The 26804-nt window shown below is 61.6% G+C and carries 28 protein-coding genes; 8 read left to right on the top strand and 20 right to left on the bottom strand.

The genetic code is table 11. The features are described from left to right. Positions 1-11: 11 nt before the first annotated feature. The 3 genes from C4J83_RS11290 to C4J83_RS11280 all read right to left on the bottom strand — a co-directional run bounded on the left by C4J83_RS11290 (position 12) and on the right by C4J83_RS11280 (position 2727). A complete protein-coding gene (locus C4J83_RS11290; RefSeq protein ID WP_124417050.1) occupies positions 12-1391 on the bottom strand; it encodes an iron-containing redox enzyme family protein in 1380 nt (459 codons plus the stop codon). A 178-nt stretch (positions 1392-1569) separates the two neighbouring features. Further along, the gene (locus tag C4J83_RS11285; RefSeq protein WP_119735826.1) at positions 1570-1968 is read right to left on the bottom strand and encodes a VOC family protein; all 399 of its coding nucleotides are present in this window, start codon (positions 1966-1968) and stop codon (positions 1570-1572) included. A 15-nt stretch (positions 1969-1983) separates the two neighbouring features. After that, positions 1984-2727, bottom strand: coding sequence for an SDR family NAD(P)-dependent oxidoreductase (locus tag C4J83_RS11280; RefSeq protein WP_124417049.1), 744 nt, complete (start codon positions 2725-2727; stop codon positions 1984-1986). A gap of 138 nt (positions 2728-2865) precedes the next feature. Between C4J83_RS11280 and C4J83_RS11275 the strand changes: the two genes are divergently transcribed. Next, positions 2866-3756, top strand: coding sequence for an AraC family transcriptional regulator (locus tag C4J83_RS11275; RefSeq protein WP_177416171.1), 891 nt, complete (start codon positions 2866-2868; stop codon positions 3754-3756). Between the two features lie 226 nt (positions 3757-3982). Here the strand turns inward: C4J83_RS11275 and C4J83_RS11270 are convergent, their stop codons facing one another. Genes C4J83_RS11270 through C4J83_RS11245 form a run of 6 tightly spaced genes read right to left on the bottom strand, consistent with a single transcriptional unit; the run spans position 3983 to position 9906 of the window. Further along, positions 3983-5725, bottom strand: a complete 1743-nt coding sequence (locus C4J83_RS11270; protein WP_124417048.1) for an ABC transporter substrate-binding protein — start codon at positions 5723-5725, stop codon at positions 3983-3985. 32 nt (positions 5726-5757) lie between these two features. Then, a complete protein-coding gene (locus tag C4J83_RS11265; RefSeq protein ID WP_124417047.1) occupies positions 5758-6030 on the bottom strand; it encodes a DUF2160 domain-containing protein in 273 nt (90 codons plus the stop codon). A gap of 10 nt (positions 6031-6040) precedes the next feature. Then, the gene (locus C4J83_RS11260) at positions 6041-6841 is read right to left on the bottom strand and encodes a carbohydrate ABC transporter permease (protein ID WP_106580627.1); all 801 of its coding nucleotides are present in this window, start codon (positions 6839-6841) and stop codon (positions 6041-6043) included. A gap of 10 nt (positions 6842-6851) precedes the next feature. After that, positions 6852-7718: a carbohydrate ABC transporter permease gene (locus C4J83_RS11255; RefSeq protein WP_106580626.1), complete on the bottom strand. Its 867-nt coding sequence runs from the start codon at positions 7716-7718 to the stop codon at positions 6852-6854. Beyond that, a complete protein-coding gene (locus tag C4J83_RS11250) occupies positions 7715-8812 on the bottom strand; it encodes an ABC transporter ATP-binding protein (RefSeq protein ID WP_124417046.1) in 1098 nt (365 codons plus the stop codon). Before C4J83_RS11250 ends, C4J83_RS11255 begins: the two co-directional genes overlap by 4 nt. Further along, complete coding sequence (locus C4J83_RS11245) at positions 8812-9906, bottom strand: ABC transporter ATP-binding protein (RefSeq protein WP_124417045.1); 1095 nt, start codon at positions 9904-9906, stop codon at positions 8812-8814. The genes C4J83_RS11250 and C4J83_RS11245 overlap by 1 nt, the downstream gene beginning before the upstream one ends. A 378-nt stretch (positions 9907-10284) precedes the next feature. Between C4J83_RS11245 and C4J83_RS11235 the strand changes: the two genes are divergently transcribed. Then, positions 10285-12117 (top strand): sigma-54-dependent Fis family transcriptional regulator, encoded by a 1833-nt coding sequence (locus C4J83_RS11235; RefSeq protein ID WP_124417044.1) that lies wholly within the window; start codon positions 10285-10287, stop codon positions 12115-12117. Between the two features lies 1 nt (position 12118). Here the strand turns inward: C4J83_RS11235 and C4J83_RS11230 are convergent, their stop codons facing one another. The 3 genes from C4J83_RS11230 to C4J83_RS11220 form a co-directional block, all read right to left on the bottom strand. Then, the gene (locus C4J83_RS11230) at positions 12119-13051 is read right to left on the bottom strand and encodes a FecR family protein (protein WP_124417043.1); all 933 of its coding nucleotides are present in this window, start codon (positions 13049-13051) and stop codon (positions 12119-12121) included. Then, positions 13048-13590 (bottom strand): sigma-70 family RNA polymerase sigma factor, encoded by a 543-nt coding sequence (locus C4J83_RS11225; RefSeq protein ID WP_106580620.1) that lies wholly within the window; start codon positions 13588-13590, stop codon positions 13048-13050. The genes C4J83_RS11230 and C4J83_RS11225 overlap by 4 nt, the downstream gene beginning before the upstream one ends. A 401-nt stretch (positions 13591-13991) precedes the next feature. Further along, entirely contained in the window at positions 13992-16109 is a 2118-nt protein-coding gene (locus tag C4J83_RS11220) for a TonB-dependent receptor family protein (protein ID WP_124417042.1), read from the bottom strand. A 261-nt stretch (positions 16110-16370) separates the two neighbouring features. Between C4J83_RS11220 and C4J83_RS30450 the strand changes: the two genes are divergently transcribed. Together C4J83_RS30450 and C4J83_RS11215 are read left to right on the top strand one after the other, a co-directional pair. Further along, complete coding sequence (locus C4J83_RS30450) at positions 16371-16529, top strand: hypothetical protein (RefSeq protein WP_164487920.1); 159 nt, start codon at positions 16371-16373, stop codon at positions 16527-16529. A gap of 5 nt (positions 16530-16534) precedes the next feature. After that, a complete protein-coding gene (locus C4J83_RS11215; RefSeq protein ID WP_124417041.1) occupies positions 16535-17161 on the top strand; it encodes a helix-turn-helix domain-containing protein in 627 nt (208 codons plus the stop codon). A gap of 49 nt (positions 17162-17210) precedes the next feature. On the opposite strand, the gene C4J83_RS30585 is transcribed toward C4J83_RS11215, so the two are convergent. The 3 genes from C4J83_RS30585 to C4J83_RS11200 all read right to left on the bottom strand — a co-directional run bounded on the left by C4J83_RS30585 (position 17211) and on the right by C4J83_RS11200 (position 19149). After that, a complete protein-coding gene (locus C4J83_RS30585; protein ID WP_177416149.1) occupies positions 17211-17720 on the bottom strand; it encodes a hypothetical protein in 510 nt (169 codons plus the stop codon). Positions 17721-17986: 266 nt separating this feature from the next. Continuing rightward, positions 17987-18277, bottom strand: a complete 291-nt coding sequence (locus C4J83_RS11205) for a hypothetical protein (RefSeq protein WP_124417040.1) — start codon at positions 18275-18277, stop codon at positions 17987-17989. Positions 18278-18408: 131 nt separating this feature from the next. Then, positions 18409-19149: a hypothetical protein gene (locus C4J83_RS11200; RefSeq protein ID WP_106580616.1), complete on the bottom strand. Its 741-nt coding sequence runs from the start codon at positions 19147-19149 to the stop codon at positions 18409-18411. Between the two features lie 270 nt (positions 19150-19419). On the opposite strand from C4J83_RS11200, the gene C4J83_RS11195 reads away from it, so the two are divergent. Genes C4J83_RS11195 through C4J83_RS11185 form a run of 3 tightly spaced genes read left to right on the top strand, consistent with a single transcriptional unit; the run spans position 19420 to position 23481 of the window. Then, positions 19420-19887: a (2Fe-2S)-binding protein gene (locus tag C4J83_RS11195; RefSeq protein ID WP_106580615.1), complete on the top strand. Its 468-nt coding sequence runs from the start codon at positions 19420-19422 to the stop codon at positions 19885-19887. After that, the gene (locus tag C4J83_RS11190; protein WP_124417039.1) at positions 19887-22124 is read left to right on the top strand and encodes a xanthine dehydrogenase family protein molybdopterin-binding subunit; all 2238 of its coding nucleotides are present in this window, start codon (positions 19887-19889) and stop codon (positions 22122-22124) included. Before C4J83_RS11195 ends, C4J83_RS11190 begins: the two co-directional genes overlap by 1 nt. Positions 22125-22140: 16 nt before the next feature. Continuing rightward, on the top strand, positions 22141-23481 hold the full coding sequence (locus C4J83_RS11185; RefSeq protein WP_124417038.1) for a c-type cytochrome: 1341 nt from the start codon (positions 22141-22143) through the stop codon (positions 23479-23481). A 59-nt stretch (positions 23482-23540) separates the two neighbouring features. On the opposite strand, the gene C4J83_RS11180 is transcribed toward C4J83_RS11185, so the two are convergent. From C4J83_RS11180 to C4J83_RS11155, 5 genes are all read right to left on the bottom strand, one after another. Continuing rightward, entirely contained in the window at positions 23541-23903 is a 363-nt protein-coding gene (locus tag C4J83_RS11180) for a hypothetical protein (RefSeq protein ID WP_124417037.1), read from the bottom strand. Positions 23904-23905: 2 nt separating this feature from the next. Next, positions 23906-24100 (bottom strand): hypothetical protein, encoded by a 195-nt coding sequence (locus tag C4J83_RS11175; RefSeq protein WP_124417036.1) that lies wholly within the window; start codon positions 24098-24100, stop codon positions 23906-23908. Next, complete coding sequence (locus C4J83_RS11170; RefSeq protein ID WP_124417035.1) at positions 24090-24452, bottom strand: hypothetical protein; 363 nt, start codon at positions 24450-24452, stop codon at positions 24090-24092. The genes C4J83_RS11175 and C4J83_RS11170 overlap by 11 nt, the downstream gene beginning before the upstream one ends. Positions 24453-24653: 201 nt before the next feature. Beyond that, positions 24654-25016 (bottom strand): hypothetical protein, encoded by a 363-nt coding sequence (locus C4J83_RS11160; protein ID WP_106580610.1) that lies wholly within the window; start codon positions 25014-25016, stop codon positions 24654-24656. Between the two features lie 2 nt (positions 25017-25018). Further along, on the bottom strand, positions 25019-26008 hold the full coding sequence (locus tag C4J83_RS11155; protein ID WP_124417033.1) for a hypothetical protein: 990 nt from the start codon (positions 26006-26008) through the stop codon (positions 25019-25021). Positions 26009-26491: 483 nt separating this feature from the next. Between C4J83_RS11155 and C4J83_RS11150 the strand changes: the two genes are divergently transcribed. Continuing rightward, positions 26492-26794, top strand: a complete 303-nt coding sequence (locus C4J83_RS11150; RefSeq protein ID WP_124417032.1) for a DUF6124 family protein — start codon at positions 26492-26494, stop codon at positions 26792-26794. Positions 26795-26804 lie beyond the last annotated feature (10 nt).

Here is a 26804-nt window from a genome sequence, read left to right as displayed (position 1 = left end):
AACGACCCTCCTCAGCGCAGACGCGCGCGCAGTTGGATAAAGCGCCGCGTCGCGTAAAGCCCGGCCGGAGCGCAATGGCGCCGCGCCGACATCCACGGGATCAGCGCATCGAGCTGCTGTTCATCGGGCAGCTTGCACAGTGATTCAACCAGCGCCTGGGTGTCCGGGTCGGCCGGGCGATGCTGCTCCCGGGAAAAACGGCTGCCGCGCCCCGGCCGTGCAGGCGGCACGCGCTCGCCGCTGACCCAGTCACCGGCAATCCAGTCGTGCAGCAGCTGCTTTTCAGCCCCGCTGAACACGCCGAACATCGCCGCACCAGCGCCCTCGATCAGTTGCCAGAAGCGGCTGTCGGCAGGGTCCTGGTTGCGCTTGATCCAGCCTTTGTCTTGCAGCGCCTGGAGGAACTCAGCGATCTGCCCAGGCTGTGCCAGCCATTGATTGACGGTTTTGCCCTCGAAGCGGCAGTAATCGGAATGCATGTGCTGGCCATACGTGCGCTTACGCTCAAGCATGGCCACGACCTGCTCCTGCAGGTTGAAGCGTTCGATCACGGCCGTGGTGCCCGGCCCGAGGTCATTGAGCTGATAACCGCGGGCCACGCGGCGGTAGAACTGCTCCCTGCCCTCGCCCAGCGGCAGCAGGTTCAACACCGACTGCGCGGCCTTGCACGCGTGGCCGCTGCTGGCGTTGTCGATGGTGACGTGGAGGGTGAAGTAATAAGGATCGATGCCCAGCTCGCTCAGCTCGTACGAGGTGATCAGCAGGTGCAGGGGTAATTGCTCATAGCCCAGGTTGTAACCGATCACTTCCGGCAGAAACTCCTCGGCACACAGGCCCAGCGCCAGTTGCAAGGCGCCTTGCAGGTAGTCGTCATCCTTGACGCCGGCTTCGCTGTCGGCATCGTGCTCGCTGAGCAGCTTGCGATAGATCACCACATGGTTCTGCGCGGCTTCGCCGTCGCCCAGTTCTTCGAGGTAGGTGGTCAGCAGCCCATCGAAGCGCTGGTCCTGCCAATAGCGCAGTAACCCGTACAGCCAGGCGCCATCGACCTGTTTGGTCGGCGCCACGCATTGCAACACGTACAACGCGTGAGCCTTGTTCTGGAAGTAGCGCCGTGGCTGACCCTGCTGGCGTTGCTCAAGGTAGTCGGCGTAGTCGCGGGCCACGGCGGCGCAGCGCTGCTCGACCCACGCGGGCAATTGTTCGGGCGTGTCGGGCAATTCGCAGGGCACGTCCTGCACCTGGGCCAATTGCGCCAGCAAGAATTCCCGTGCTAGCGCCTCGCAACCCTGCGCCTCGTTGTACAACTGCTGGTACACGCGTTGATGGCGGCCGTCGGCCGCGTCAGTCAGGGTGGCCGGTTGGCCCGACAGCGCTGTAAAAAGCGTCATGATGGCAGTTTCCACAAAGTCCGATACTACTCGGCTTTCTCACCAGAAAGCCCCGCAAGAGCGCTCAAAACGCGCGCTTCTAAAGTGCAGAGCATCCGGCTGTGGGGAAAATTCAATCGGCATTGCGAGGCTGCGGATCAGCGGTTATCCGGCACCGCCCGAGAGGCGCCAGGGGCTATCAAACGTGCTGCCAGCTCTTGTAGACGAACTCCAGGCTGTACCCGTCCGGGTCGACGACGTTGGCGGCGTAGTAGTTGGGGTCGTAGTGCATGCGCGCGCCGGGTGCGCCGTTGTCGGTGGCGCCGTGTTCCAGTGCAGCCGCGTAGGCCTTTTCGACCTCCTGACGGCTATTGGCGACAAAGCCTACATGCACCGCACGCCCGTCGACCAAGCCTTCGCGCAACCAGAAGAACATCCGCCCGTTGGCACCAAAGCCCTTGAGGTCGGGATGGCCGGGGGGACCGTCCTTGCCGTCGTAGTCAAACCGAGTGGTGATGCCCAGCGGCGCCAACGCCCCTTCATAGAAACGGACCGAGCGGCGGATGTCGCTGACCGAGATAAACAGATGATCCAGCATGTGTGACCTCACAATTCAAATGATGTAGCCACCCGCGACCTCAAGGGTCTGGGCATTGATCCAACGGCCTTCCTGCGACAGCAGCATGGCGATGACCCGTGCCACGTCTTGGGGCTCGCCAACTCGGCCGAGGGCGGTTTGCGCGGCCAACTGAGCTTCGAACTCATCGTTCAAGCCGCCCCCAAGCTCGGTGCGGATCGCGCCGGGGGACACCGCATTGGCGCGGATGCGGCGCTCGCCGAACTCCTTGGCCATGTAGCGAGTGAGTACGTCCAGGCCGCCCTTGAAGGCGGCATAAGGCGCAACGCCCGCCGTGGCCACGCGGGTGGTGGCACTGGTGAGGTTGACGATACTGGCGTGGTCCTCCAGCAACGGCAACAGGGTTTGGGTGAGAAAAAACGGGCCCTTGAGGTGCACGTTGAACAGGCCGTCGAACTGCGCCTCGCTCACCGATTCGAGAGGGTTGAACAGGCCGTAGCCGGCGTTGTTCACCAGCCCGCTGAGGCGCTGGGTACCCCAGGTGGCCTGCAATGTATGCAGCACCGTCTCACGAAATGCCGCGAAAACGCTGACGTCTGCCACGTCCAACGCCAAGGCAACGGCTTTGCCGCCGGCGGACTCAATGCGCTGCACCACTGCGTGCGCCGCTTCAGGATGGTGATGGTAGGTGAGGATCACGCCATGGCCCTGACGGGCGCACAGCTCGGCGGTACTGGCACCAATGCCACGACTGCCTCCGGTGATTACGATGACGCTCATGAGCTGCTCCACGCTTGAAAAGTTGAGTGGCTACAGTAGCCATCGTCCTTCCCGTCAGCGCAGCCGTTCCTACTCCAATCCTGCCTGTTTCTGCTTTTTGCTTGCGCGCGGTTCGCAGGAAGGCACAGCATGGCCGCTATGAATAATCAATTGATCGAACTGCGCGTCCTGGCCGCCAAGGCCGAAAACCGCCGCACCGAGACCGGTATCCCGCGTGTGGCGATGGTTCAGGGCGCGATCCCGGAACACCGGCTGGCGGCGGTGTATGAGCCAATGATCAACCTGATCCTGCAGGGCAGTAAAAGCATGACCGTGGGCGACCGCACGCTGCACTACGACCCGGCGACGTACTTTGTGATGTCCATCGAGTTGCCGGCCGTGGGCGCAGTGCACCCGGCGAGCAGCGGCGAGCCCTACCTGGCGGTCAGCCTGAGCCTGGACCCGACGCTGCTGACCACCCTGCTCAACGACCTGCCTGCGCCCACTGCACGCCGCGCGCAGGAAGCCGGCTTCTCGGTGGCGGCGGTAACGCCGGCATTGATGGACACGTGGGTGCGCATGCTGCGCCTGATGGGCGACCCGGTAGCGATTGCCGCACTGGCACCTGCGTACGAACGGGAGATTCTCTTCCACGTACTGCAAGGCCCCCATGGCTGGATGTTGCGCGACATCGCCGCGCCGGACACTGCCATGGCGCGAGTCAACCAGGCCATCCAATGGATTCGCCAGGATTTTGCCGAACCGATTCGCGTGGAGGCGCTGGCACACAAGGCGGCGATGAGCGTTTCGGCGTTTCATCGCCACTTCAAGGCGGTGACCAACCTGAGCCCGTTGCAGTATCAGAAACGCGTGCGCTTGCTGCAGGCGCGCACGTTGATGCTGGCCACTGCGAGCAGTGTGACCGGCGCGGCGTTTGCGGTGGGGTACGAAAGCGCGACCCAGTTCAGCCGCGACTATGCGCGGGTGTTCGGGCTGCCGCCCGCGCGGGACACGGCGCGGATTTTGGCGGCAAACAGGGGGTGTCAGTAGACACAAAATCAGTGTGCTGAACGGCCCATTGTGAAGAGCGGGCCTGATGTGGCGAGCGGGCTTGCCCCGCGCTGGGCTGCGCAGCAGCCCCAATCAAGACGCCGAGTTCATCCAGACAGTACTCGGTCGTCAGGTTTTGGGGCTGCTTCGCAACCCAACGCGGGGCAAGCCCGCTCGCCACGTAGGCCCGCTTGCCACGACAGGCCCGCTTGCCACGGATGCTGTGTTACTTACGCGCTGCCTCCCACGACTTGAGCAGGTCGTTGTAGCTCACGGTTTCGCCTTTGGGTTTCTCATTGGCCAGTTTCGGCTTCGGCGCGCCGGGCTGGTCGAACCAGTATTGGGCATCACGCTCGGGGTTCATTTTCGGGCCGCATATCGGCTGCACGTTGGAGCGTTCCAGGCGCATCATGATCGCGTCCTGCTCCTTGGCCAGGTTGTCCAGCGCCTGCTGCGGGGTTTTCTCGCCGCTGGCGGCAGCGGCGATGTTGCTCCACCACAGTTGCGCCAGGCGCGGGTAGTCCGGCACGTTGGTGCCGGTCGGGGTCCACTCGACCCGTGCCGGGCTGCGGTAGAACTCCACCAGGCCACCGAGTTTGGGCGCCAGGTCGGTCATGGCCTGGGAGTTGATGTCGGACTCACGAATCGGCGTCAGGCCAACAATGGTTTTCTTCAGCGAGACGGTTTTCGAGGTCACGAACTGCGCGTAGAGCCAGGCCGCGAGTTTCTGCTTCTCAGGCGTCGACTTGAGGAAAGTCCAGGAGCCCACGTCCTGATAGCCCTTCTTCATGCCCTTTTCCCAATAAGGCCCGACCGGCGATGGGGCCATGCGCCATTTCGGCGTGCCGTCGGCATTCACCACCGGCAGGCCCGGCTTGGTCATGTCGGCGGTAAACGCGGTGTACCAGAAGATCTGCTGGGCGATGTTGCCCTGGGACGGCACCGGGCCGGATTCGGAGAAGGTCATGCCCGCCGCTTCGGGTGGCGCATAGGCTTTCATCCAGTCCACGTATTTCTGCGTCGCGTACACCGCGGCCGGGCCGTTGGTGTCGCCGCCGCGGGTCACGCTGGAGCCCACCGGGTGGCAGTCCTCCACGCGAATGCCCCACTCGTCCACCGGCAAGCCGTTGGGCAGGCCCTTGTCGCCGCCGCCGGCCATGGAGAACCAGGCATCGGTGAAACGCCAGCCCAGTGACGGGTCTTTTTTGCCGTAGTCCATGTGCCCATAAATACGTTTGCCGTCGATTTCCTTGACGTCTTCACTGAAGAATTTGGCGATGTCTTCATAGGCCGACCAGTTCACCGGTACGCCGAGGTCGTAGCCGTATTTTTCCTTGAACTTGGCTTTCAGCTCCGGCCGCTCGAACCAGTCGGCGCGGAACCAGTAGAGGTTGGCGAACTGCTGGTCGGGCAGTTGGTAGATTTTGCCGTCTGGCGCGGTGGTGAACGAGATGCCGATAAAGTCCTTGATGTCCAGGGTCGGCGAGGTGAAGTCCTTGCCTTCGTTGGCCATCAGGTCAGTGATCGACTCGGTCTTGCCATAGCGAAAGTGCGTGCCGATCAAGTCGGAATCGTTGACCCAGCCGTCATAGATGTTCTTGTCGGACTGCATCTGGGTTTGCAGCTTTTCCACCACGTCGCCTTCCTGCAGCAAGTCGTGGGTCAGCTTGATGCCAGTGATTTCGCTGAAGGCCTTGGCCAGCACCTTGGATTCGTACTCGTGGGTGGTGAGGGTTTCCGACACCACGTTGATCTTCATCCCACGAAACGGTTCTGCCGCCTTGATAAACCACTTCAACTCTTCGAGCTGCTGGTCTTGGGTGAGGGTGGACGGTTTGAACTCGCTGCCGATCCATTTTTTCGCCGCGTCTTCATACGCATCGGCCCAGGCCGTGGCGCTCAAACCGCTGAGGGCCAGTACGGCGGCCAATGAAATGCTATGTCGCAGCTTATTGTTTTTATTCAACATAGAGACCTCCTGGTGGTTTATTCAAAAGGGCACTAGCCCCAACGCATCACACTCAACAGCCATACCAGGGACAGCGCGGACGCCACCCAGATGCTCCAGTCGGTAGCGCCGATTACCAGTAAATGCAGGTAGGCGCTGCCGAGAAGACCGATAAACAGGCGATCACCACGGGTGGTGCTGATCGGTAAAAAACCGCGCCGAGGGATGCTCGGCGAGCGCAGTTCCCAGGTGGTCATGCCTACCAGCAGCACGCCAATGGCCGCAAAGAACAACGCGGTGGGAGTGGTCCAGGCCATCCATTCCATCATCGACTCCTCAGACCCGGCCCAGGGCAAAGCCCTTGGCCACGTGGTTGCGAACAAACCAGATCACCAGCATGCCCGGCAGGATGGTCAACACCCCCGCCGCCGCCAGCACGCCCCAATCGATACCCGAGGCCGAAACCGTGCGGGTCATCACCGCCGCGATGGGCTTGGCGTTGACCGAGGTCAGCGTGCGCGCCAGCAACAGCTCGACCCAGGAAAACATGAAGCAGAAAAACGCGGTTACCCCGATGCCGGAGCCGATCAGCGGGATAAAAATCTTCACGAAAAACTTGGGAAAGCTGTAGCCGTCGATGTAGGCGGTTTCGTCGATTTCCTTGGGCACGCCGGACATGAAGCCTTCCAGAATCCACACCGCCAACGGCACGTTGAACAGGCAATGCGCCAAGGCCACGGCGATGTGTGTGTCGAACAGGCCGATGGACGAATACAGCTGGAAAAACGGCAGCAAAAACACCGCCGGCGGTGCCATGCGGTTGGTCAGCAGCCAGAAGAACAGGTGCTTGTCGCCCAGGAAGCGGTAGCGCGAGAAGGCGTAGGCCGCCGGCAGCGCCACGCTCAGGGAAATCACCGTGTTCAGGCTCACGTAATACAGTGAGTTGATATAGCCGGTGTACCAGCTCGGGTCGGTGAAGATCACTTTGTAGTTGGCCAGGGTGAAAGCCTGCGGAAACAGGGTCAGCCCGCCAAGGATTTCGGTGTTGCTCTTGAAGGACATGTTCAGCAGCCAGTAGATCGGCACCAGCAGGAACAGGATGTAGATCAGCAGCGGTATCAGCTTGCGTTTGCTCATGCTGGCGGCCTCAGCGGTTGGCGTCGGAGTGGGTCATGGCGGTGTAGAACAGCCAGGACACCAACAAAATGATCAGGAAATACACCAGGGAAAACGCCGCCGCCGGGCCCAGGTCGAATTGGCCGACAGCCATCTGGGTCAGCGTCTGACTGAGGAAGGTGGTGGCGTTACCCGGCCCGCCGCCCGTGAGCACGAAGGGCTCGGTGTAGATCATGAAGCTGTCCATGAACCGCAGCATCACCGCGATCAGCAGCACGCTTTTCAGCTTCGGCAACTGGATATGTCGGAACACCGCCCAGGCCGATGCACGATCGATTCGCGCGGCCTGGTAGTACACGTCCGGGATCGCCCGCAGCCCCGAGTAACACAGCAACGCCACCAGCGAGGTCCAGTGCCACACGTCCATCACCAGCACCGTGACCCAGGCGTCCATGGTGTTGGCCGCGTAGTTGTAGTTGATGCCCATGGCGTTGAGGGTTGAACCGAGCAAACCGATGTCGGCGCGGCCGAAGATCTGCCAGATGGTGCCCACCACGTTCCACGGAATCAGCAGCGGAATCGCCAGAATGATCAGCACCAGCGACGACCAGCGGCCTTTGGTCGGCATGGTCAGGGCGATGGCGATACCCAGCGGGATTTCGATCAGCAGCACGCAGGCCGAGTAGATGAACTGGCGCAGCAAGGAGTCATGCAAGCGCGGGTCGAGCAGCACCTGCTTGTACCAGTCGGCGCCGACAAAGTAGCGGCTGGACTGGTCGAAAATATCCTGCACCGAGTAGTTGACCACGGTCATCATCGGGATCACCGCACTGAACGCCACCAACAGAAACACCGGCAACACCAGCCACCAGGCCTTGTTGTTCTGCACCTTGTTCATGGCTGCACCTCCAGCAGGTAATCATTGGCGTAGACCATCAGCCACTGCGCCGGGAAGCTGATCGAGGCGCTGCCCTGGGGCACCGGTTTGTCTTCGGCCAGGCGTACTTTCAACGGCGCGCCGTCAAGGTTGAGGGTCATGATCTTGTAGGTGCCAAGGTCTTCGACATGGGTGACGTCGGCCTGCAGCGCGTCAGGGTTGTACTCGTCCCACACGTGGATAAATTCCGGGCGGATCCCCACCTGCAGCTTCTGGCAATCGGCCTCGCGGATGCGCTGCTGCATCGCCTCGGGCAACGGCAGCAGCGTGCCGGCAAAACGCACCCCGCCCGCCTCGGCCTGCACTTCAATCAGGTTCATGCCGGGGCTGCCAATGAAATAGCCGACGAACGTATGGCTCGGCCGCTCAAACAACTCGCGCGGCGTGCCGAACTGCACGATCTGCCCGCCGTACATCACCGCGATTTTGTCGGCAAAGGTCGAGGCTTCAAGCTGGTCGTGGGTCACGTAGACCATGGTGATATTGAACTGCTCGTGGATCTGCTTGAGCTTGCGCCGCAGTTTCCACTTCAGGTGCGGGTCGATCACCGTCAGCGGCTCGTCGAACAGGATTGCCGACACATCGTCACGCACCAGGCCACGGCCCATGGAGACTTTCTGCTTTTCATCGGCAGTAAGGTTGCGCGCCTTTTTGTTCAACAGGGTTTGCAGGTCGAGGACTTCGGCAATTTCCTGCACCTTGCTGTGAATTTTCGCCTCGGGCATGCCCTGGTTGCGCAGCGGAAAGGCCAGGTTGTCGAACACCGTCATGGTGTCGTACACCACCGGGAACTGGAACACCTGGGCGATATTGCGGCGTTCCGGGGTGAGTTCGTTGACCACCTTGTGGTCGAACAGCACCTGGCCCTCCGAAGGGTTGAGCAGGCCAGAGATGATATTCAGCAAGGTCGACTTGCCGCACCCGGAAGGCCCGAGCAAAGCGTAGGCACCGCCCTGCTCCCACACGTGGTTCATTTCCCGAATCGCGTAGTCTTCAGGGCCGGCGGGTGTAGGGTTGTAGCTGTGCGCGAGGTTCTGCAAATGGATCTCGGCCATCAGGCAACCCTCGCTACGCGGCGCCCGGGGGCCTGGACCAAGCGGCCCTGGCCATCGAACACAAACAGTTTATGGGTGGGGATGTACACGCGGATCGGCGCATCGACGTCGTACTCGTGCACGCCCGGCAGGTGCAGCACCAGCAGGAAATGCTCACTGCGCACGTGCAGGAAGGTTTCCGAGCCGCTGATTTCGGCCACTTCCACGGTCACGGCCAGTTCCAGGTCATCGTCGTTGCTCGGCACCAGGCTGATATGGCTGGGGCGCACGCCAAAGCGGAACTCGCCCTCGCCGATGGGGCGCAGGTCGACGTTGAGCGGGAAGTGCACAAAATTGGCGAAGCTGACTTCATTGCCGCTGATACGTCCCGGCATCAGGTTGATCGGCGGTTCGGAAAACAACTCGGCGGCCAGCACGGTCTGCGGCTGGTGGTACACCTCGGCAGCCTTGCCACTCTGGATCACCCGGCCCTCATGCAGAATCGTGGTGGTGCCGCCGAGGGCCAGGGCTTCATTGGGTTCGGTGGTGGCGTAGATGGCGATGGTGTGGCGGGCCTTGAACAGCTCGCGCATTTCCTGACGCAGTTCTTCGCGCAGTTTGTAGTCCAGGTTCACCAGCGGCTCATCGAACAGGATCAACTCGGCGTCTTTGACCAGCGCGCGGGCCATGGCCGTGCGTTGCTGCTGGCCACCGGACAACTCCAACGGATGGCGCTGGAGGAATTTCTCGATGCGCAGCATTTTCGCGGTTTCGAGCACCTTGCTCTGGATCAGCTCGTTGGACACACCGGCCTGGCGCAACGGCGAGGCGATGTTTTCGAACACGGTCATGGTCGGGTAATTGATGAACTGCTGGTAGACCATCGACACGTTGCGCAGGCGCACCGGCTTGTGCGTGACGTCTACGCCGTTCATCAGGATGCGCCCGCTGTCGGGCTTGTCCAGGCCGGCCATCAGGCGCATCAGGCTGGTCTTGCCGGACAGGGTGCGGCCCAGCAAGACATTGAAGGAACCGGCTTCGAATCGCAGGTTGGCGTCGTCGATCCAAGTCTGGCCTTCGACGACGCGGGAGACATGTTCCAGGGTCAATGACATGACACGCCCTTTTTTATTATTGGAATGAATCTGGCAATACGTTCGACGAGAGCCCAGAGCGAGTTTCGTGCCAGAACTGGCAGGTGATTGATCTGTAAGGACATGGACCCGATCGGCTGTTCAGGCATCAACAGAAGTGAACAATTGGGGCTGAACAACTGAACAACGGGCGGGTTGACAATGAACAGTTCTGAACAACAATTGATGGGCGACACAGATTCAAGGTGGGAGCGGGCTTGCTCGCGAATGCGGTAGAACAGTCGGCATCGGTATTGGCTGACCCACCGCATTCGCGAGCAAGCCCGCTCCCACATTTCGGCCCTGTTTCTTCATCCCGATTGTGCACGCCCAATAACAATAAAAAAGAAGGTCGCCCCCATGGCCGAACCCTTGGCTCACGACACCCTCATCCAGGATTCCTGGCGCCGCTGCCGCGCGTTTGGCCTGGATCACCAGAGCACGCCCAGCTTCGACCAACTGCCCGCCGAGGGCATCAGCCAATTGCTGGAAAGCCAGCATTCGCTGGTGCAGACCACTCACCAGGAAGTGCTGCCCTATTACGAAAACATCCTGAGCAACTCCAACTGCCTGATCATGCTGGCCGACAATCAGGGCCAGGTCTTGACCTCGTGGGGCACCCAGCGCTTTATCGAGCCGAAACTGGCGCGCGGTTTCAGCGCCGGCGCCAGCTGGAGGGAGCGCAGCAGCGGCACCAATGCCATCGGCACCGCACTGGCCTGTGCCCAGGCGGTGCATATCGAGCACGACGAACACTTCCTCAAGGCCAACCGCTTCATGACCGGCTCGGCGGCGCCGATCTTCGATGCCCAGCGCGAAATCATCGCGGTGCTGGATGTGTCCAGCGACAGCTATCTGCCGCCCTCCCACACCCTGGGCATGGTCAAGATGATGAGCCAGACCGTGGAAAATCGGCTGATCCTCAACCTGTTTCGCGGCGAGCATTTTCAGCTGACCTTCAACACCGGCCTGAACAACCTCGACAGTCAGTGGGCCGGCCTGCTGATTTTTGATGAGAGCGGGCAAGTGCTGTCGGCCAACCGCCGGGCGGACAATTTGCTGGGCATCAGTTTGTCGCGGGTGCTGATCGACAGTTTGTTCAAGGTCTCGTTGCTGGAGTTGCTGAACCAGCCGGAAGGCTTGCCGTTCTCGCTGCAGGCGGCGGGACGCAACCGGTTTCAGTGTTTATTGAAGCGGCCGAAGAAGATGCCGGTGCAGGCGCGGGTCTTCAGTGAGCCCAAGCCGGGCAAGCCTGCCGAGCTGAAGCCGACCGCGATCAACCTCAAGACCCTGCACTTTGGCGATGCGCGTGTGGAAAAAGCCGTGCGCCAGGCCGAGCGTCTGCTGGAAAAAGACATTCCGTTGCTGATCCACGGCGAAACCGGCGTCGGCAAAGAGGTGTTCGTCAAAGCCCTGCACCAGGCCAGCTCGCGCAGCGCGCAGGCGTTTATCGCGGTGAACTGTGCGGCGATTCCGGCAGAGTTGGTCGAGTCAGAGCTGTTTGGCTATGAAAAAGGCGCCTTCACCGGCGCCAATCAAAAAGGCAGCATCGGCCTGATTCGCAAGGCGGACAAAGGCACGTTGTTTCTGGATGAGATCGGCGACATGCCGCTGCCGACCCAGGCCCGTTTGCTGCGGGTGCTGCAGGAGCGCTGCGTGCAGCCGGTGGGCAGCAGCGAGCTGTTCCCGGTGGACTTGCGGATCATCTCCGCCACCAACCGCGCGTTGCGCGAATGGGTGCAGGCCGGGCGCTTTCGCGAGGATTTGTACTACCGCATCGGCGGCCTGACCCTGGAGCTGCCGCCGTTGCGCGAGCGCACCGACAAGCAGGCGTTGTTCCAGCAGTTGTGGCAGCAGCACCGCGAGCCAACTCAATGGGCCGGGCTGAGTGCCGAGGTGCTGGCGTTGTTCGAGCAACACCCGTGGCCGGGCAATTTGCGCCAGGTCAGCAGCGTGTTGCAGGTAGCACTGGCCATGGCCGAGGAGCAGCCGGTGCGCCCCGAGCATCTGCCGGATGATTTTTTTGTGGATTTGAACGTGCCAGCGCCGTTGCCTGCCAGCGCGGATGTGGTAGATGGCATCGACCTCACGCAACGCTTGAAGGCCGCTGGCGGCAATATTTCCCACCTGGCGCGGGAGTTGGGCGTCAGTCGCAACACGCTGTACAAGCGCCTGCGCCAACATGAGCCTTGACTTAACGCGGCTTGACCACCACCAGCAAGTCCGTGAAGTACTCCACCTTGATCGGCAGGTTGTCGGCCAGTGCCGCGAGCGCCGCCGCGGTGTCGTCGAGCTTGAACACGCCGGACACCCGCAGGTTTTGCAGGGCCTGTGGGTCAAACCGCACCAGGCCATGGCGGTAGCTGGCGAGGGTTTGCAGCACCTCGCTCAAGGGCTGGTCATTGACTTTGAGCAGGCCACGCGTCCAGGCGTCCGGGTCGGTGTTGCCAATCGCCTGCGGCGACCGGGCACGGCCATGGTCAAGCACCGCGCGCTGGCCGGCTGCGACCTTGACGCCTTCTGCGCCCTCGCCTTTGACCGCCACGCTGGACTCGATCACCGTGACCACGGTGGTGCCGTCCGCGGCGCGCTTGACCAGGTAGCGGGTACCCAGGGCGGTGGCCGTGCCTTGATCGGTGCGCACAACGAATGGCCGTTGCGCATCCTTGGCCACCTCGACCCATAGCTCGCCTTGCAGCAACTGGATCACGCGTTGGTGGCCGTCGAATTTCACGTCCACGGCCGAGTTGCTGTTGAGCTGCAAGCGGCTGCCGTCCTCGAGCGCGACCTGACGGCGTTCGCCGACACCGGTGCGCTGGTCGGCCATCCACACTGGCGCGCGCTCCACACCGACCCAGCCGCAGAGTAATACGCCGAGTAAACCCAGCACCTGCGCACCCCGCGAGCGTTGTGGGGCGAAAGCACGGTTGAGGGCGATGCGCGCCGGGCGCGCGGGCACGGCGTCGAAATTGCCCCACAGCGCACGCATGCGGTCGATGGCGACGGCATGGCGCGGGTCGGCCTGGCACCAGGTGTTGAAGGCCTGACGGTCGGCGTCGCTGACGTCTTCGTCGTGCAGGCGCGTCAGCCAGTTCGCCGCTTGCTGGATGATGTGTTCAGTGCTCACGACAGCGGGTCCGCCGCGTGCAGGCTGTGGTAGCAATGCACCAGCGCCGTGGAAATGTAGTTTTTGACGGTACTGGGCGACACGTCCAGGCAGCTGGCGATTTCGCTGTAAGTCAGCCCGTCGAGGCGGCTTAACAGAAAGGCTTCGCGGGTCTTGGCGGGCAAGCCGGCGAGCATCTCGGCGATGCGCTCCAGGGCCTGCAACGCCACGTGGATTGCCGCCGGATCGGGCATGCCTGCGTCTTCGCACTGAATCACCAGGGCTTGCGTATAGGCCCTTTCGATGCGGCGGCGCCGCGCACCATCAATCAGCAAACGCCCGGCGGTGGTGGCCAGAAAAGCCCGCGGTTCCTTGATGTTGTGGGGTTCGGCCAGCATCAGGACGCGGATGAACGCGTCGTGGGCGAGGTCCGCGGCGTGCTGCGAACACCCGAGTTTTTTGCGCAGCCAGCCGTGCAACCAGCCGTGGTGCTCGCGGTACATTGCCGTGAGGGTCTGCTGACGGGCGCCATCGCCCGGCGCGGCCGGAATGTCATGCATGCGCAAAAACTTCTCAAATGGGAAATATTACCAATTGCGCGAACAATGCCAGCAAAACGGTATGAGGGCAAGGGGGCTCAGTTCTGCTGCTTTTCGGGCTTTCATGCTGGTAGTTGTGGCGAATGGGCTTCCCGTGGCGAGCGGACTTGTTGTGGCGACTGGGCTTGTTGTGGCGACTGGGCTTGTTGTGGCGAGCGGGCTTGCCCCGCGTTGGGGCGCGTAGCGGCCCCAGTAAGGTCACCGCGTTTTTTACAGTTAGAACGCGTTAGCCGGTTTTGGGGCTGCTGCGCAGCCCAACGCGGGGCAAGCCCGCTCGCCACAACAGGCCCGCCCGCCGTCAACAAACCCGCGCTCCACGGTAAACCCGCGCTTCACAGTAAGTCTGCTCCCCACACGGTTGCTTAACGCCAACTCCACGACACGCCGGTAAAAATGCCTCGCCCGTCTGCCGGCGTGGACCGCGCCACATCCAGGCCTTTGTCGTCATAACCCGGGGTGACCGTATTGGCGTAGCGCCGGTTGGTGAGGTTGCGCACATCGACCCAGGCTTGCCAGTCCTGCTTGGGCGCGTCGTAGCCGAAGGTGGCGCCGAGGGTGGTGTAGGCCGCCGCGTAGTAGGAATTGGCGTAGTCCACCGCCACACGCGAGGAATGCTCGGTGTTGAGGCTGGTGTAGAACCCCGTCGGATGGCTGTAGCGCAGCTGCGCCTGGTAGTAATGCTTGGGGATGCCCGGCAGGGTGTTGTCGCCGAAGCGGTCATCGTCGCGGTAGTGGAAGTCACTGAACGTGTAGGCCTGGCGCAAGGCCAACTGGCCATTGCCGCCGCCCTCCCACAGCGGGCTGAGCAGGCTCAGTTCCACACCCTGGTGCACGGTGGGGCTGGCGTTGGCCTCGGCGACAATCGCGTTGGTGGTGGCGGTTTGCGCCTGCGTTTCGACGGTGAGCAGTTCGTGACGCACTTCTGAGCGGTACAGCGCCAGGTCCCACTGGCCAAACCACTGTTCGCCACGGCCGCCGACTTCCACAGTGGTAGCGGTCTGGTTGCGCAGGCTTACGCCTTCACGCTGCAAGCCGGTGGCCGGGCCGCTGCCGGTGGGAAAGTATTTATTGGAACCCCAGATCATCGACCACGCATGCGCTGGCTCGACCGAGCGACTCAGGTTGCCATACACCTGCAATTGCGCGGTGAAGTCATAGCGCAGGCCGATACGCGGGGCGTAATCCCAGTCGTGCTGGCTCAACGGCGCCTGACCTTCGGGATAAGTGACCTGGGTTTCGCGGCGGGTGTAGATCGCGGCCAGGCCGGTGGTCAGCCATAGGTCCGGTACCAGCTCCAAGTCGTTGCCGACATGCAGCACGGTGTCAGCGCCGAGATAGCTGTAGTCGCGGGTCTTGGTGCCGGGCGCGTAAATAGCCGTGTTGCCGGCAGGCGTGCGCACGTATTCCGAAGCACCGTTATTCGGCATCGCCTGGGTGCTGCGCAGCCCTACCGTGGTCTTGCTGTCGTGGCCGAACAGCAGGTCCTGGCGGATGTAATTGAGCGTGCCACTGACGTCGGTGTAGGCGACTTTCAGGCGATTGGTGCCCTCGCGCAAGTCCATCGGATAGTCGTGATAGGCCAGCCCGACTTCAACGCGGGAATTGTCATCCAACTGCAAGGTGGTTTTGTTGGCGATCCAGGTCGAACCCGGCTGCAAACGCTTGGAATCGCGGGCGGCGTTGAGGCTGTTGGCGGCCGTTAGATCGTGGCTGATCTGGTCACGCGTCAGCTTGCCGGGGGTGTCATTGGTGGTTTCGCGGTAGCGAAAATAGAAGCGCGTTTCCAGGTCCGGGTTGAAACGGTAGCCGAAGTTGGCGGCGATGCCCTTGCCGGTACCGGCGCTCTGGTGCTGGTAGCCATCGGATTCGGAGTCGGTGAGGCTGATGTAATAGTCGGCATCGCCCAGCACCTGACCGGAGCTGATCTCGCGCTGGGCATAACCGCGACTGCCTGCTTCATAACGCACTTGCAGTTTGGGTGCGTCGTAACCCGTGCGGGTGACGTAATTCACCGACCCGCCCAAGGCCAGCGCGCCCTGGTCAAAGCCATTGGCGCCGCGCAGCACTTCGACGCGGCTTTGCCACAGTGGGTCCTTGAGTTCGTAGGGCGTGCCGCCCGGGCCGGTCAGCGGCAAACCGTCGAGCATTTCATACAGGCCGGAGGCGTGCGAACCGGGGCTGCGGTTCAAGCCCGAACCGCGTATCGAAAGCTTCACGCCTTCATTGTTGGCCGCCTTGGCGTACACCCCGGCCTGGTATTTGAACACGTCTTCATTGGTGCTGACCCGGCCCTGCTGCACGCTGCTCATGTCGATGTAGTTGGTGCCACCGGGCACGCTTTTGAGTTGCGCCTGGGCCACTTCGCCTGCGCTGACCTCGCTGCTGGTGACCTCGACCGGTGCCAATTGCAGGGCGTCGGCCTGCGCCAGCGAACTGAGGGTCAAGGCGGCAAAAAGGAGCGGAGGTTGGCGCAACAGCATGGACAGATCCTTGGAATGTAGGGGCGAGACAGGCCGGGGCCGAGCACGCTAACAGGGGTGGGAAGCCACGCAGGCTTACCGAGTCACGCCTTATTAACGGACCAGACCCTTCCCACAACAGGTTCTGACTGCTTGTATTGGTTAAGTCCAAAATCGAATTAACACATGCAAACTCAGTATTTAAGGAAATAACCGCCACGCAGTACTGTGGAGCCACTGAGTCACCTACGTGAATCACCCTGGCCCCAAGAGATCGCGCCCATGCAAACATCTGCCACCGTCATCGACTTCACCCTCCACCGTAAGCGCCGCCAGGCGCGTGCAGCGGCCGAGCTGATGTGGGCGATGTACGCGGCACGTGCCGGGCTTGCCGTGTTGACCGCCCAGGCGACGCCCTCCAGTGATACGCGCCGGGCGTAAGGCCGATGAATTTTCTGCAGGTACTTGCCGAGTCACCCGAACCCCTTCCAAAACCTGGCACCGATGACGACGACACCAGCCTGTGTGTCGCGCAGAACCTGCAGCGCCTGCGCAGCAAACGCCACCTGTCGCTGGATGGGCTGGCGCGCGCCTGCGGCGTCAGCCGGGCAATGCTGGCGCAGATCGAATCGGGCCGCAGCGTGCCGTCGATCAAGGTGCTGTGCAAAATTGCCAAGGGGTTGAAGGTGTCAGTGGCGGCCTTTCTGGAAGACCGCGCCTTTGAAGGCGTCGAGGTGTTGCCGGCGCAGCAGAGTAAACGCCTGGTGAGTGCCGATGGTGCGTTTTTCAGCCGCGCGTTGTTCCCCTACGACACCGCCCGCCAGTCCGAATTCTACGAGATCCGCCTGCGCGCCCTCGGCGAGGAAGTCTGCGCAGGCCACGGCCCGGGCATCCAGGAAAACCTGGTGGTGGCACAGGGCGTGCTGGAAGTCAGCGTCAATGACGAACGCTACCTGCTCTCCACTGGCGATTCGATCCTGTTCTACGCCGACCAGCCCCACCGCTACCGCAATCCGGCGGACAGCGAGGCGGTGGCGTTTTTAGTGATCACCTACCCGGAACGCCTGGACTGAATGCAAAACGCCCCGAATCATCGGGGCGTTTTTTAGTTTGCGGGTGCTATCAGCAGGTGCAGCACATCATCGGCATGCCATTGCAGCTCATCATCATCGGCATGGCGCAGTCACTCATCAGCTTGTTCATCAGCATGCAGCAGTTTTGCATCATGGCCATGCTCATGCCCGGCATCGGCATCATTTTGCACTGCAGGCTGTCGCCCATCAGGGTGCATTCCATCATGCACTTCATCATCGGCATCGACATGCCCATGGCCATCATCGGCATCATGTTCGGCATTTCCATGTTCATCTTCATGGCGTCGGCCGACAGGCACATCATCGACAGGTTGGCGCACTGCATCATCATCGGCATGCCGCAGTTCATCATCATCGCCATCATCTCGGCGTTAGTCTTGAACTGAGCCATGTCCATACCTGCTGCGGGCTTCATGGTGCACATCATGGCGTCGCCGGCCATTTCGCAGTGCATGGTGGCCATCATCATCGGCATGCCCATCATCATCGGCATCATTGGCATGGAGGTGTTCATCGGCATCTGCATCGCATTCATCATGTTCGAAACTCCGTAATCGACAGGAAATGGCTAAGTTCTGGCGCCGATTCTAGAGACGCCGGGCAGCGGCGCAAGACGGCGGCAGAGCAGCAGGATTGGCTGTTCGGGGACAAGCTTAGTTGACCAGAACAGCTGCGCACGCTGCGATAACAGAGCAAGCGACGCCGCGACGTCGTAAACCTCTTGCATAGGCAGATAAACGTCGCTGTAGATATACGATTACGTTCTTGAGACCAATCGTAAGGAAATAAACGATCTAACCCGCTTCAAATAAACCCCGCACCGGTCTCATCGGCCGTCGGCGCCAGCAAGCGCAGCAAATCATCCGCCTCCGTGCCCTGTGGAAACCTGAACCCAAGCATTTCGTCACACGCCAGAACACTTGCGAGCGCTTCACGCAACTGCGCCTCCGTCGGCGCGTCGCGCAGCAGTTTGTGGGCGGGCAATAGCACGTCGGCGGGGACGCCTTGAGCACTTGCCACGTCGATCACGGCAAACAGGATAAATCGCAGGCGGACTTCGCGATCAGTAGGCCAAACCGTTTTGCGCTTTCCCAAGGTAGGCACTCATCGTCAAGAAAAGTCCGAGGCTATTGCCGACCGTGGGTATGTTTCAAGCAAAGGGGGGCAAGATAGGCCGTTTCCCACATATGAAAGGGAAATGCCGCACTGCAAGATCGGTCCACGCATCACTGCACGGGCAAAAAATTCATCAGCAGCAAGCTCTGCGCGTAATTGAGGGCAACGCGCCGGTAACGCTCATCAAGCATCTGCGCGAGCAGGTCGAGGCGCGCAACCACTTTGCCGAACTCAACGGCGAAACTGAGGTTGCTGCCCTCCTCCGAGATTTCATTGGAGAACAACAGCAACACGCCATTGGCGTCCTGGCGCTGGCTGAGCAGCCAGGTGGCTTTCTCGATATTGCGCGCGGCATTGCTGACAAATTGCGGGTTGATCGAGTCGGTGACATAAAACTGCGTGCGCCCACCGTGTGCAGTCACCAGCATGCTGCCAATGGCATAGATAAACGCCCCGACCCGGTCGCCGCGAAAGTCCGGGCTCAGCGAATAGCTCAAGGCCACCAGGTCACGACGGTCCCCCAGGGCAGGCAGCGGTTGCCGGTTCTCGATGGCGCGGCGAATTTCCCGCGCGGCACTCACCGCATCGGTATAACCCGATTGGCGCCACTGGTTGGGGTTGCGCAGGTAGAGCTTGTTCATCAGCACGTACAGGCTTTGCAGGTTGTCGCGCATGCTCAGGGTTGCCATGCGGTCGACGCTGGTCTGAAAAAACTCATCGGGCTTGCCATCGCTGAACTGCCTGGCGATATCGCGGCCCTGTTGCTGGCTGCAGCCGGTGGCACAGAGCATAAACACCGCTGCGATCAGCAGCGGCCAGCGGGTGATAAAAGCAATTGACGTTCGATCCATCGGCACCGGGTCTGGCTGCGGTCCACGCGCAGAATGAGCGCGGTCGTGACAGGGATAGATCAGAAGAATGAGAAAAAGTGCAGCGCGCCGGCGTGGATCAGCAAAGGCCTACAGGCTAAAAGCACGCGCAGTGGTGCAATCCTGTCGAATTCTTGCCTGATCCTCCGAGTTGTCGATGACGGGATCGATAGCTGTTGCGCCGTGGTCTAGAGTGCAACGATGGGCAACTTATAAAAAAAGCCACACCAACCGATGATCAGCAGGTGAACCATGCAATTACGTATCAACCAGAAATCCTACGAGGTCGATGCCGACGCCGATACGCCGCTGCTCTGGGTGATCCGTGATGACCTGGGGCTGACCGGCACCAAATACGGCTGCGGCCTGGCCCAGTGCGGCGCCTGCTCGGTGCTGGTGGACGGCAACGTGGTGCGCTCGTGCGTCACGCCAGTGGCGGGTGTGGTTGGCCACGAGATCACCACCATCGAGGCGATCGAAGCCGATGACGTGGGCAAGCGCGTAGTCGCGGCCTGGGTCGAGCATCAAGTGGCGCAATGCGGTTACTGCCAGTCCGGGCAGGTGATGGCCGCCACTGCGCTGCTCAAGCACACCCCGGCGCCCAGCGATGCGCAGATTGAAGCGGCGATGATTAACCTGTGCCGCTGCGGCACCTATAACGCCATTCGCACGGCGGTGCATGACCTGGCCGTTCAGCCTGCCCGGCAGGAGAGCGCCTGATGAACACGCGCAACGCCCTCCCTGATACGCCATTGGGCGAACCGATCAACCTGTCCCGGCGCCGCTTCCTGGCCAGCACCGCCGTGGGCGCGCTGGTCATTGGCTTCGGCCTGCCGCTGGGCACGCCCAGGGCCTACGCCGCCACGCCCGACGCGGCAGAACGCGGCACCCAGGTGCCGGCGTTTTTAGAGATTCGCCCTGATGGCACCGTGCGGTTGCTCAGCCCCTTCATGGAAGGCGGCCAGGGCACTCACACCGCCATGGCGCAGATTGTCGGTGAAGAGCTGGACGCCGACCCCGCCACCTTCATTGTCGAGGCCGCGCCGCCCGGCGATGCGTATGTGGTGATGGAAAACGGCATGCGCATCACCGGCGGCAGCATGTCGGTGCGCATGAGTTACCCGACCATGCGTCGCCTCGGCGCCCTGGCCCGCGCGATGTTGCTGCAGGCCGGCGCCGAGCAGCTTGGCGTGCCGGTCGCGCAACTGACCACAACACCCGGCCGCGTGGTGCATGCCGCCTCCGGCCGTTCGCTGGGCTACGGTGAATTGGCCGGGCGTGCCCTCGACATGCCGGTGCCCGACCCGGCCACCATCACCCTGCGCGACCCGAGCCAGTTCCGCTGGATCGGCAAGCCGGTCAAACGCCTGGATGCCTACGACAAATCCACCGGCAAGGCGCAATACAGCATCGACTTGAAAGTTGACGGCATGCTCCACGCCGCCGTCCAGCACGCGCCGCGCCTGGGCATGACCGTGGGCAGCCTGCGTAACCAGGCACAGGTCGAAGCCATGAAGGGCGTGCACTCGGTGCATCAACTGCCCGGCGCCGTGGCCGTGGTGGCCGAGCGCTGGTGGCACGCCAAGCGCGCGGTGGAGGCGATCCAGGTGGAATGGCTGGAAGCCGCTGCAGATTCGACCGTACGCGCGATGCCGGCGGATTTTTCCAGCGACAAGTACCGCGACTTCCTCGCCGCCCAGCAAGGCCCGGCGCGTGACGATGAAAACGAAGGCGATGTAGCCGGCGCACTGGCAAACGCCAAAACCAAAGTCGAAGCCACCTACCATAACCAGTACGTCAACCACGCCCAGCTGGAGCCACCTTCTGCCCTGGCACGCTTCAACCCCGAAGGCACGCTGGAGGTGTGGCTGCCGAACCAGGCGCCGGATATGTTCCGCGCCGACATGGCCAAACGCACCGGGCTCGACCCGGCGAAGATCATCCTGCATTCACCGCTGCTGGGCGGTTTTTTCGGCCGGCATTTCTTGTATGACTCGGCCAACCCTTACCCGCAGGCCATCGCACTGGCCAAAGCAGTCGGTCGCCCGGTCAAGCTGATCTGGAGCCGTGAAGAGGAGTTCCTGCGCGACGTGCTGCGCCCGGTCGCCGTGGTCAAGTTCCGCGCCGCGCTGGACGCGCAAGGGTTGCCGGTGGCCATTGAAGCGGTGAGTGCCACCGAAGGCCCCAGCGAAGCCATCGCCGGTAAACAGGGCGACAAAATCGACCCCACGGCCCTCGAAGGGTTGTCGGGCAAAAGCTACGCGATCCCCAACAAGCGCATTGCGCAGATCTACGTCAAAGGCCCGACCATGCTCGGCTACTGGCGCTCGGTGGGCAATTCGCTGAATGACTTCTTCTATGAAGCGTTCCTCGATGAGCTGGCCGACAAAGGCGGCCAAGACCCCTACGAGCTGCGCCTGCATTTGCTGCGCGATAACCCGCGGCTGACCACGCTGTTGCAAGCGGTGGGCGAGTTGTCGGGCGGCTGGAAGCGTGGCCCCTACACCGCCGAAGACGGCAGCCGCCGCGCGCGTGGCGTGGCCATGGCCTCACCGTTCGGCTCCCACGCTGCGGTGGTCGCCGAAGTGTCGATCGAAAACGGCCAGGTCAAGGTGCACCACATCTGGGAAGCCATCGACCCGGGCAGCATCGTCAACCCGGCGATTGTTGAAGCGCAAGTGAATGGCGCGGTGGCCCTGGGCTTGTCGCAAACCTTGCTGGAGGAAGCGGTGTACGTGGACGGCAAACCACGGGCGCGCAACTACGACCTGTACCCGATCCTGCCTATGTCGCGGATGGCGCAGGTGCACGTCAAAATCGTCGAGAGTGGCGAAAAAATGGGTGGTATCGGTGAACCACCGCTGCCCGCTGTGGCGCCGGCCGTGGCCAATGCGGTGGCGCACCTCACCGGCCAGCGCATCCGCAGCCTGCCTTTGAGCCGATACACCTTCGCCTGACCGACAAGGAACGCGCATGAACAACCGACGATTGGCTAGAACCGCAGGCTGGCTGGTGCTGGCCGGCGCGGTCGCAGCAGGCGTGCTGGCCTGGTACGTGACCCGCGAGCCCGCCTCGCCTTTTGAGCAACAACCCGCCGCCAGCGCAGACCCGGCACTGATCAGCCGCGGCGAGTACGTCGCCCGCGTCAGCGACTGCGTGGCCTGCCACAGCTTGCCGGGCAAGACGCCGTTCGCCGGCGGCCTGGAGATGGCCACGCCGCTGGGCGCGATTCACGCCACCAACATCACGCCCGACCGCAACACCGGCATCGGTGGCTACACCCCGGCCGACTTCGACCGCGCCGTGCGCCACGGCGTCGCGCCGGGTGGGCGCAGGCTTTACCCGGCGATGCCCTACCCGTCTTACGCCAAGCTCAGCGATGACGACATGCGTGCGCTGTACGCGTTTTTCATGCAAGGCGTGGAACCGGCCAATCAGCCCAATATCGACAGCAGCATTCCCTGGCCGCTGAACATGCGCTGGCCCATCGCCCTGTGGAACGGCGTGTTCGCCCCCAACGCCACCTACGCGGCCAAACCTGCCCAGGACGCGCTGTGGAACCGTGGCGCCTACATCGTCCAAGGCCCGGGGCACTGCGGCAGTTGCCACACGCCGCGCGGCCTGGCCTTCAACGAGAAGGCGCTGGACGAGTCCGGCGCGCCCTACCTGGCCGGCGGCCTGCTCGACGGCTGGTATGCACCGAGCCTGCGCCAGGACCACAACACCGGGCTGGGCCGCTGGAGCGAGGACGAGATCGTGCGGTTCCTCAAGACCGGGCGTAACCAGCATGCAGTGGTGTATGGCTCGATGACCGAGGCGTTCAACAACTCGACGCAATTCATGAGCGATGAAGATTTGAACGCCATCGCCCGCTACCTCAAATCCCTGCCTGGCGACCCGCAGCGGGACGGTTCGCCGTGGCAGTATCAGGCGGCCAACGCGCGCGCAGACGCCCCTGGTGCCCACACCTACGCAACCCGTTGCGCGTCCTGCCATGGCCTGGACGGCAAGGGCCAGCCGGAGTGGATGCCACCGCTGGCGGGCGCCACCTCGGCACTGGCCAAGGAAAATGCCTCGGCGATCAACATCACGCTCAATGGCTCACAACGGATCGTGACCGCCGGTGTGCCGGATGCTTACCGGATGCCGGCGTTCAGGGAGCAGCTGTCGGATGAGGAAATCGCGCAGGTGCTGACTTACGTGCGAGGTACGTGGGGCAACAACGGCGGCGCAGTCGATGCCGCGGCGGTGAATAAACTGCGCGGGCATACGGACCCGGCGAGCAGCAGCCCGATCATTTTGCATATGCGCTGAGAGAGGGCTCCCACGCTCCCGCGTGGGAATGCAGCCCGGGGCGCGGTGTGCCCCCGGGCCTACCAACCGTACAAAAGGGTCCAGAGGACACCGCTGGCAGCCACTATCATCCCAAAATAATACGGCCACAACGCCCAGCGTTTGAGGGACAAAGGAACGGCCGCCAGTTCAGCCTCGGTTACCTCCCCTCTTTTGATGTGAAATTTGGGCATTCCCAACAGTTCAGTGATCAGGAGCATGCGATGGAACCTGTCGATGTGCTTATTTCTGCCCCAAAAGCGTTTGTTGTCGCAGATCACCTTGTTCTCGCTGAAGTAGCTTTCCAGGGCCTCGAGCTTTGTGTACTCAGCGTATAGAGTGAGCCCCGAGAACAAGAACACACCTGCACACATAAAAATTGCAAGGATGAGTTGAAAATCCATGCTTAAGCGCCCTCTGGTTGAAAGATCAAATCACCGTCGATCTCTTCGATCTTCCCGCCCAGAAACGCACCGCCAGTGCCGAATACGTTGCCTATCACTGCGCAGGCCAGCGCACCGTTTTCTTTAGCCGCGACGCCAGTGTCAAGCACCCGTGAGAATGCCGCCAGAAACGTGGTGCGTCCCGGGCTACCAGCCATACAAAATGGACCACAGCATACAGCCGGCAAACCATACCATTCCAAAACGATACGGCCACAACGCCCAACGTTTGAGGGACAAGGGCACGGATGCCAGTTCAGCCTCGGTTACCTCCCCTCTTTTGATGTGAAATTTAGGCATTCCCAACAGGCCATTGATCACGAGCATGCGATGAAACCTGTCGATATGTTTATTTCTGCCCCAAAAGCGTTTGTTGTCGCAGACCACCTTGTTCTCGCTGAAGTAGCTTTCCAGGGCTTCGAGCTTTGTGCATTCAGCATATAAAGTGAGTCCCGCGCCAACAAACGCCCCTGCAAATAAAAAGATTGCCAGGATGAGTTGAAAACCCATGCTTAAGCGCCCTCTGGTTGAAAGATCAAATCACCGTCGATCTCTCCGGTCTTCCCGCCCAGAAACGCACCGCCAGTGCCGAATAGGTTGCCTCCTGCAGCGCCGCCGATCACTGCGCAGGCCAGCGCACCGTCTCCTTTAGACACGACGCCAGTGACCAGCACCCGTGGGAACGCAGCCCGGAACGCCGTGCGTCCCGGGCTACCAGCCATACAAAATGGACCAAAGCATACAGCCGGCAAACCACACCATTCCAAAACGATACGGCCACAACGCCCAACGCTTTAGGGACAAGGGCACGGACGCCAGTTCAGCCTCGGTTACCTCCCCTCTTTTGATGTGAAATTTAGGCATTCCCAACAGGCCATTGATCACGAGCATGCGATGAAACCTGTCGATATGCTGATTTCTGCCCCAAAAGCGTTTGTTGTCGCAGATCACTTTGTTCTGGCTGAAGTAGCTTTCCAGGGCTTCGAGCTTTGTGTACTCAGCGTATATAGTCAGCCCTGCGAAAATCAGTGTCCCGGCAGCTAAAATGATTGCCAGGATGAGTTGAAAGTCCATGCTTAAGCCCCCTCTGGCTGAAAGATCAAATCACCGTCGATCTCTTCGATCTTCCCTCCCAGAAACGCTCCGAATTCTCCCGTTGCATTGCCCCCTGCGTACCCCCCCGCAGCTCCGCCGATCACTGCGCAGGCCAGCGCACCGTTTCCTTTAGCCGCGATGCCCAAAAGAACCCTACAGCCGCTACGGGCTACTGTTGCACCCAGCTTCCCTGCGCCATAAGCCCCCGCCACCCCTCCCATCAATTTCCCCGTCTCCACATATTTCGCCCGCCGACACTGCGCCTCCCGCCCCGCCACACACACCTCCTTGATTTCCAGCCCAGCCACGCCCACGTCCAGTGCCAACCCCACATACGCGCCCTTGCCCAACCATTTCGACGTTTGCGCAATATCCCGCATCCGCTGCGCATACCCGGCGATCTCGCCCTTTTGCAGATAGCTTTTGGTAGAAATCCCCAACACCTTCTTCAGCGCCTGATTGCCCTGCAACCCGGTGCCAAATCGCGCCGCACCTTGCAGCTGGGCGTCCAGCAGCCCGAACAACGCCTTACGCTGGCGAAGAAACGCCTCACGGTCCAAACCAGTGTTTTTCAGGCGCTGATACAGCTGTTCAATCGCCTCCAGGGTCTGCGCCACTTCATCCAGATGCCGGGCCCACGCTGACGTCGCGCTGCCCACGCCCAACGAGCCGTACCCCAAAAAACTCTGTAGCAGGTCATAGTTATTGACTACTTGGGGTCCGGCGCCAGCGTCCAACTCCCGACGAATTGCCTCGGCCCGGCGTACCAGCCAGGCCTCTTCCATCGAACAGGTCACGCTGTAGGGATCGGGAACAATCACCAACTGCCCAGGCATCACCAGCCCAGGCCGCAGGTGCCTGTTCAGCACGTCGAAATGGTCGGAACGCTGCCGACTCGGGGCACTGCCCATCAACCGGAATTTCAAGCCGCTGTAGTCCGTGGTGCGGTCGTTGATATAGCCCTGCGCCATGCCTCACATCCCTGGATGCAATGAAGTTGGCGTCGGAATATAAGCAAGCGGATACGCCCCGCACACAAGCCTGGGTAGGCTGAGTGATATTTCAGAAGCTGCCTACGTCGCAGGGGAAAAGCACCTACAAAAAGCCATTCACCACCACCGTTGATGGGCGGGTTAGTGGCATTCAGTCATGGTTTTTGAAGGGCCAGCAGGGCGTGTCTCTTTAAATTGCAGGACGTTTCCTAGACAATTCCTGCCGCCTTGTGCCTGCTCGAATCGATGGCTAGTCTGCGGTCCGTCACTGCTTATCAGTGATCGGGTTTAGTCGCTCGGGTCTCATATGGCGCATGGTCCTCCGTGAAGTTTTATGGTGGCTGTGCGTAGGGCACCTCCGGGTGCGCCGGTTTTCCATGTGGCCGGTCGACTAACCTGCGTACAGCCGCCACCCTCGTTTAGTCGCGACGGATGTCAGCTCCAATTATGTGGAGTTACACCATGAAAAAAGTCGTCCCCGATCCACCCCACAACGCCACTAAAGACCGCGCCGCCTTCAACCGCGCCATCGACCATTACCTGCCAGCCCAAGGCGTTCAAATCGAAGACCTGAGCTTCGAAGACGCCCTGCTCTACACTTCCAGCTTGCTCGACAGCGCTTCGGCCACAACACTCAATTGCAGTGAGCGACTGCCCAGCCCCGAGCGGGCGAAGATTCTGGCGGTGTGGCATTTGCTGGAAATGGCAAAGACCACCGTAGACCGCTCCATCGAGTGCCTGAACCCCACAAAGTCGCCTGCCTGAAAATAGAATA

Source organism: Pseudomonas sp. LBUM920 (assembly GCF_003852315.1).
GTDB lineage: Bacteria > Pseudomonadota > Gammaproteobacteria > Pseudomonadales > Pseudomonadaceae > Aquipseudomonas.
The sequence above is the reverse complement of the archived record's forward strand: the minus strand, read 5'-3'. Positions and strand labels throughout refer to the sequence as shown.